This is a genomic window from Kitasatospora sp. NPDC054795, assembly GCF_053611565.1.
The window spans coordinates 1-7,713 of the sequence record NZ_JBSHAP010000223.1 but is presented as its reverse complement, the minus strand read 5'-3'; the positions used below and the strand labels follow the sequence as shown (position 1 = coordinate 7,713).

The window sequence follows — 7,713 nt, the reverse complement described above, 5'->3', positions numbered from 1 at the left end:
GACATGTGCGCCCCGGCGCCCGGCGCGGCGCCGCGGGCCCCGCCGCCGGCGCCGGCCCCGACGGGCCGGACGCCCTGAAGCAGCGCCTGGCGTCCCTCAACGACACCCAGCGCGGCCGGGTCCTCCTCGACCTGGTCCGCTCCCACGCCGCCCTGGTGCTCGGCCACAGCGGCCCGGCCGCGGTCGATCCCGGACGCGGTCTGCTGGAGGTCGGCTTCGACTCGCTGACCGCGGTGGAACTGCGCAACCGGCTGCGCGCCGCCACCGGCCACCCCCTCCCGGCCACCCTGCTCTTCGACCACCCCACCCCGGCCGCGATCGCCGGACACCTCGCCGCCGAACTCGTCCCCGAAGGCGGGCCCGGCCCGGTCCCCGGCCTCGCCGAACTGGAAGGCCTGGAAGACGCCCTCGACGGTGCCCTCGACGACCCGGCGGACCGCGAACGGCTCGCCGACCGGCTCCGGGAACTCCTGCGCCGCGTCGACCCGGCGGTCACCGAAGCCGACGGCGACGGCACGGCGGCCGACTCCATCGAGGACCGCATGGACGGCGCCAGCGACGACGAACTCTTCAACCTCATCGACAACGAACTCGGCCTGTCATGACACCGACCCGACACGCGAACCAGGACGGCGACTCCCGATGGTGAACGACGACAAGCTGAGGGACTACCTCAAGCGCGTGACGGCGGACCTGCACCACACCCGCCGGCGCCTGACCGAGGCCGAGGAAGCGGGCCGCGAACCGATCGCGGTCGTCGCGATGAGCTGCCGCTACCCCGGCGGCGTACGGTCCCCCGAGGACCTGTGGCACCTGGTCACCGACGGCACCGACGCCATCACCGGCTTCCCCGGCGACCGCGGCTGGGACCTGGACCACCTGGACGACCCGGACCAGCTGCGCGACGGCACCAGCCACACCGCCCTGGGCGGCTTCCTCGACGACGTCGGGCACTTCGACCCCGGATTCTTCGGGATCTCCCCGCGCGAAGCGCTCGCGATGGACCCGCAGCAGCGGCTCCTCCTGGAGACCACCTGGGAGGCGTTCGAACGGGCCGGCATCGACCCCGCGACCCTGCGGGGCAGCAGGACCGGCGTCTTCGCCGGAGTGATGTACCAGGACTACGCGGTACGGCTGCGCCAGGTACCCGACGACGTGGCCGGCTACATCGGCAACGGCAGCTCCGACAGCGTCGCCTCGGGCCGCGTCGCCTACACCTTCGGCCTGGAGGGCCCGGCGGTCAGCATCGACACCGCCTGCTCCTCCTCGCTGGTCGCCATCCACCTCGCCGCCCAGGCCCTGCGGGCCGGCGACTGCACCCTGGCCCTGGCCGGGGGCGCGATGGTCATGTCGACACCCGTCCCGTTCGTCGAGATGAGCCGCCAGGGCGGCCTGGCCCGGGACGGCCGCTGCAAGTCCTTCTCCGCCGCCGCCGACGGCACCGGCTGGGGCGAGGGCGTCGGTATGCTCCTGCTGGAGCGCCTCTCCGACGCCCGGCGAAACGGCCACCCGGTCCTTGCCCTGATCCGCGGCACCGCCGTCAACCAGGACGGCGCCAGCAGCAGGCTCACCGCCCCCAACGGCCCCGCCCAGCAGCGCGTCATCCGCCACGCCCTCGCCAACGCCGGACTCACCCCCGCCGACGTGGACGTGGTCGAGGCGCACGGCACCGGCACCCCGCTGGGCGACCCGATCGAGGCCCAGGCCCTGCTGGCCACCTACGGGCAGAACCGCGCCGACGGGCAGCCGCTGCTGCTCGGCTCGCTGAAGTCCAACATCGGACACACCCAGGCGGCGGCCGGCGTCGGCGGCGTCATCAAGACCGTCCTCGCCATGCGGCACGGCACCGTCCCGCCCACCCTGCACGCGCAGGACCCGTCCCCGCAGATCGACTGGACCGCGGGCGCGGTACGCCTGGTCACCGCGAACACCCCCTGGCCCGAGACCGGACGGCCCCGCCGGGCCGCGGTGTCCTCCTTCGGCGTCAGCGGCACCAACGGACACGTCGTCCTGGAACAGGCGGACGAACCCGTCCCGGAACAGGCCGACGAACCCTCCGCCCCCGCCGCCCCCGCCGTCCTCCCCTGGGTGCTCTCCGGGCGCACCGCCGAAGCGCTGCGCGCCCAGGCCGCACGGCTCCGCGACCACCTCGACGCCCACCCCGGACCCGGCCCGGCCGAGGTCGGCCACGCCCTCGCGACGACCCGCGCCGCGCACGAGCACCGGGCGGTCCTGATCGGCGCCCACCCCGAGGAGTTCCGGGTCGGCCTCGACGCCCTGGCGGACGGCCGCACCGTCCCCGGCCTGGTCCTCGGCACTGCCGGAACCGGCGGCGAAGTCGCCCTGGTGTTCCCCGGACAGGGGTCCCAATGGGCCGGCATGGCCGTCGAACTCCTCGACTCCGCCCCCGCCTTCGCCGCCCGCGTCGCGGACTGCGAACGCGCCCTGACCCCCTTCGTCGACTGGTCCCTGGAAGCCGTCCTGCGTGGCGCCCCCGGCACCCCGCCGGCCGACCGCGTCGACGTGGTGCAGCCGGCGCTGTGGGCCGTCATGGTCTCCCTGGCCGAACTGTGGCGCTCCCACGGCATCACCCCCGGCGCCGTCATCGGCCACTCCCAGGGCGAGATCGCCGCCGCCGTGGTGGCGGGAGCGCTGAGCCTGGAGGACGGGGCGAAGGTCGTCGCCCTGCGCAGCCGCGCCATCCGGGCCCTGTCCGGCCGCGGCGGCATGGCCTCGGTGGCCCTGCCCGCCGAGCAGGTCGCCGAACACCTCGCCCCCTGGGACGGCCGGCTCTCCGTCGCCGCCGTCAACGGACCCGCCTCCACCGTGGTCTCCGGCGACACCGACGCGCTCGACGCGTTCCTCGACCGGACGGCGGCCCTGGACATCCGCAGCCGGCGCATCCCCGTCGACTACGCCTCGCACAGCGCCCACGTCGAGGACATCCGCACCGAACTGCTCGCCCTGCTCGGCGGACTGACCCCCCGCCCGTCCGCCGTCCCCTTCTACTCCACTCTCACCGGCGGCCTGCTGGAGGACACCACCGCCCTGGACGCCGACTACTGGTACCGCAACCTCCGCGGGACCGTCCGCTTCGAACAGGCGACCCGTGCCCTGCTCGCCGACGGCTACCAGGTCCTCCTGGAGAGCAGCCCGCACCCCGTCCTCACCGTCGGAATCCTGGAGACCGCCGAGGACGCCGGCGCCGACGCCACCGCCGTGGGCACCCTGCGCCGCGACGACGGCGGCCCGCGCCGGTTCACCGAGTCCCTGGCCGAACTCCACCTGCGCGGCGTCACCCCGGACTGGGACACCGTCTTCGCCGACCGCCGCCCCGGACGGGTGGAACTGCCCACCTACGCCTTCCAGCGCGACCCGTACTGGCTGGAGGACGGCGCCGCGCCCGACGCCGACGTCACGTCCGCCGGACTGACCCCCGCGGGCCATCCGCTGCTGGGCGCCGTCGTGGTCCTCGCCGACAGCGACGGCCTGCTCCTCACCGGCCGCCTGTCGGCCCGCACCCACCCGTGGCTCGCCGACCACGCCGTCGGCGGCCGGGCACTGCTCCCGGGCACCGCCTTCCTGGAACTCGCGCTCCAGGCCGGAGCCCGCGTCGGCTGCCCCCGGGTCGAGGAACTCACCCTGCAGGCCCCCCTGGTGCTGCCCGAACACGGCGGCACCGTGCTGCGCCTCACCGTGGGCGCCCCCGACTCCCGGGGCCACCGCCCGCTCAGCCTGCACTCCCGGCCGGACGCACCCGCCGACGGCGACCTCGACGGCGCCCTCGACGACGAGTGGACCAGGCACGCCGAAGGACTCCTGGCCCAGGACGGCGCGGAAGGCGCCGAGGCCGCCGGGCCGATGCCCTGGCCGCCGTCCGGCGCCGAACCCCTCGCCCTCGACGGGCTGTACGACCGCTTCGCGGCGGGCGGATTCGCCTACGGCCCCGCCTTCCAGGGCCTGCGCGCGGCCTGGCGGCGCGGCGACGAACTGTTCGCGGAAGCCGTCGTGCCCGCCGGTCCCGTCGGGGCCGCACCCGACGCCGCCCGATTCGGCCTGCACCCGGCCCTGCTGGACGCGGCCCTGCACGCCACCGGCGTGCCCGGCACCCCCGGCGCGGACGCCCACCCCGAGGGACGGCTGCCGTTCTCCTGGAACGGCGTGACCCTGCACGCCACCGGCGCCGGGACGATCCGCGTCCGGCTCACCCCGGCCGGACCCGACGCGGTGGCGCTCGCCGTCGCCGACGCGACCGGCGCCCCCGTGGCGACCGTGGACGCGCTGGTCCTGCGGCCCGCGGGCACCGCCGCCCTCGGCGCCGACCCCGCCCCCCGCGGCCGCCACCACCAGGACCTCTACGCGACGGAGTGGGTCACCGCACCCCCGCGCGCCGGCGGCGCACCCGTCCACCGCACCGCGGACCTGGCCACGCTGCTGGCCGCCGTCGACGCCGGAGCCCCGGTGCCCGAAACGGTCCTGCTCGCCTGTGCCGAGTCCGAGCCCGAGTCCGCGGCCGGACCGGCCGCGGCGGTCCGCGCGGCCGTCCACCAGGCCCTGGCCGACGTCCGGACCTGGCTCGCCGACGACCGCTTCGCCGGCTCGCGCCTGGTGTTCGCCACCCGGGGCGCGGTCAGCACGAGGGAGGGGGAGGACGTCCGCAACCCCGCGCACAGCGCGCTCTGGGGCCTGGTCCGCTCGGCCGGCTCCGAACACCCCGGGCGCTTCGCCCTGCTCGACCTCGACGCCGACGACGAGCACGGCACCTCCGAGGGCGTCGCGGCCGCCCTCGCCTCGGGAGAACCGCAGTCCGCGGTCCGTGGCGACGACATCCGCGTCCCCCGACTGGCCCGGGTTCCCTCGGACGGTGCGGCCGGGCCGCTCCCGGCCTTCGACCCCGACGGCACGGTCCTCGTCACCGGCGGCACCGGCCTGCTCGGCTCCCACGTCGCCCGCCGCCTGGTCACCGGGCACGGCGTCCGGCACCTGCTGCTGCTCTCCCGCGGCGGCCCGGCCGCCGCCGGAGCCGAAGAACTGCGGGCCGAACTCGCCGCGCTGGGAGCCGAGACCGCCGTCGTCGCCTGCGACGCCGCCGACCGGACCGCCCTGGCCGCCGTCCTCGCGGACCTGCCGGCCGCGCACCCGCTGACCGCCGTGATCCACACCGCGGGCACCCTCGACGACGGCGTCGTCACCGCACTCACCCCCGAACGGGTGGACGCCGTGCTGCGCCCCAAGGTCGACGCCGCCCTCCACCTGCACGAACTGACCCGCGACCTCGACCTCACGCACTTCGTGCTCTTCTCCTCGGCCGCGGGCACCTTCGGCGGCCCCGGACAGGCCAACTACGCTGCCGCCAACGCCTTCCTCGACGCCCTGGCCGTCCGGCGCCGGGCGGCGGGGCTGGCCGGCCAGTCCCTGGCCTGGACCCTTTGGGAGCAGCCCAGCGCCCTCACCGGACACCTGGGCGAGGACGACGTACGACGCCTCGCCCGGTCCGGGATGCCGCCGCTCTCCACCGAGCGGGGACTCGCACTCTTCGACACCGCCCTCACCGTGGACCGGGCCGCCCTGGTCCCGATGCGCCTCGACGCCGCTGCTCTGCGCTCCGCGGCGGCGGACGGCAACCTGCCGCCGCTGCTGCGCGGCCTGGTGCGCACACCGCCGCGCAAGGCCGCCGCCGCCACTGCGGCGGAGGCCGACGACAACGCCCTGCGCCTGCGCCTCGCGGCCCTCGACGGCACCGGACGGACCCGGCTGCTCGTCGAACTCGTCCGCACCCACGCGGCGGCCGTCCTCGGCCATGCCTCCCCGGACACCCTCGACCCCGGACGAGCGTTCCGTGAACTGGGATTCGACTCACTGGCCTCGGTGCAACTGCGCAACCGCCTGAACGCCGCCACCGGCCTGCGGCTCCCCGCCAGCCTGGTGTTCGACCACCCGACCCCGGCGGCGCTCGCGGGCTTCCTGGGCGCCGGACTCACGGACACGGCCCCGGCCGCCACGCCCGCCGTACCCGCCGGGCCGGCCGGCCGGGACCGGGACACGGACGACGACCTGATCGCGATCGTCGCCGCGGCCTGCCGCCTCCCCGGCGGCGTCCGCTCACCCGAGGACCTGTGGCGGATGCTGGCCGAGGGCCGCGACGGCGTCTCCGGGTTCCCCACCGACCGCGGCTGGGACGTCGAAGCCCTCTACGACCCCGATCCCGACCGCATCGGCACCTCCGTCACCCGCGACGGCGGCTTCCTGTACGACGCCGCCGAGTTCGACGCGGAGTTCTTCGGCATCTCGCCGCGCGAGGCCCTGGCCATGGACCCGCAGCAGCGGCTGCTGCTGGAGACCACCTGGGAACTCTTCGAGCGCGCGGCCATCGACCCGGCCGCCCTGCGCGGCGCCCCCGTCGGCACGTACGTCGGCCTGATGCAGCAGGACTACGCCGCCCGGCTGCTGCCCTACATCCCCGAGGACGTCGAAGGATTCCTCGGCACCGGCAACTCGGGCAGCATCGTCTCCGGACGCCTGGCCTACTTCTTCGGCCTGGAAGGCCCCGCGGTCACCGTCGACACGGCGTGCTCGTCCTCGCTGGTGGCCCTGCACCTCGCGGTACGGGCACTGCGGTCCGGCGAGTGCTCGCTGGCGCTGGCCGGCGGCGTCAACGTGATGTGCAGCCCCGAACTGTTCGTCGAGTTCAGCCGACAGGGCGGACTCGCCCCGGACGGCCGCTGCAAGTCCTTCGCCGCGGCGGCCGACGGGACCGCCTTCGGCGAGGGCGTCGGCATGCTGCTGGTGGAGCGGCTGTCGGACGCGCGGCGCAACGGGCATCCGGTGCTGGCGGTGGTGCGGGGTTCGGCGGTGAATCAGGACGGTGCGAGCAACGGCCTTACGGCGCCGAACGGCCCGTCGCAGCAGCGGGTGATCCGGGCGGCGCTCGCGGACGCGGGGCTGGTGGCCTCGGACGTGGACGTGGTGGAGGCGCACGGTACGGGGACGCGGCTGGGCGACCCGATCGAGGCGCAGGCCCTGCTGGCGACGTACGGGCAGGACCGTCCGGCGGACCGTCCGGTGTGGATCGGATCGCTGAAGTCCAACATCGGACACGCCTCGGCTGCCGCCGGTGTGGCGGGGGTCATCAAGTCGGTGCTGGCGCTGCGGCACGGCGTGATGCCCAGGACGCTGCACGTGGACGGTCCGACGCCCGAGGTGGACTGGTCGGCGGGAGCCGGGCGGTTGCTGACGGAGGCCCGTAGGTGGGACGACACGGGCCGCCCGCGCCGGGCGGGGGTGTCCTCCTTCGGCGTCAGCGGCACCAACGCCCACGTCATCCTCGAACAGGCCCCGGACGACCCGACAGCTTCCACGGACACGCTCGTCGACCAGCCCGGGACACCGGAGACCGCACCCGCCGCCGTCCCCCTGCTCCTCTCGGCGCGCACTCCGGAGGCGCTGCGCGCCCAGGCCGCCGCGCTGTCGGCCCGGATCGGCGACGGTTCGGGCGTCCGCGCCACGGACGTGGCCTTCTCCCTGGCCACGGGCCGCAGCGCGCTGGCACACCGCGCGGTGCTGGTGGGCACGGAGGAGAACCTCGCCGAGCACCTGACCGCGCTGTCGCAGGGTGCTGCGGTGTCCGGCGGCGGGTTGGTTTCCGGTCGGGTGGTGCTGGTGTTCCCGGGTCAGGGTTCGCAGTGGGTGGGGATGGCTGCGGAGCTGTTGGCC

At 75.9% G+C, this 7,713-nt stretch carries 2 protein-coding genes; both read left to right on the top strand.

All coding sequences use genetic code 11. The features are described 5' to 3' along the window. On the top strand, window positions 1–605 hold a 605-nt coding region (locus ACWGJO_RS40245), incomplete at its 5' end, for a phosphopantetheine-binding protein (protein WP_452190728.1). A 37-nt stretch (window positions 606–642) separates the two neighbouring features. Further along, a partial coding sequence (locus ACWGJO_RS40240; protein ID WP_452190726.1) for a type I polyketide synthase occupies window positions 643–7,713 on the top strand: 7,071 nt, incomplete at its 3' end.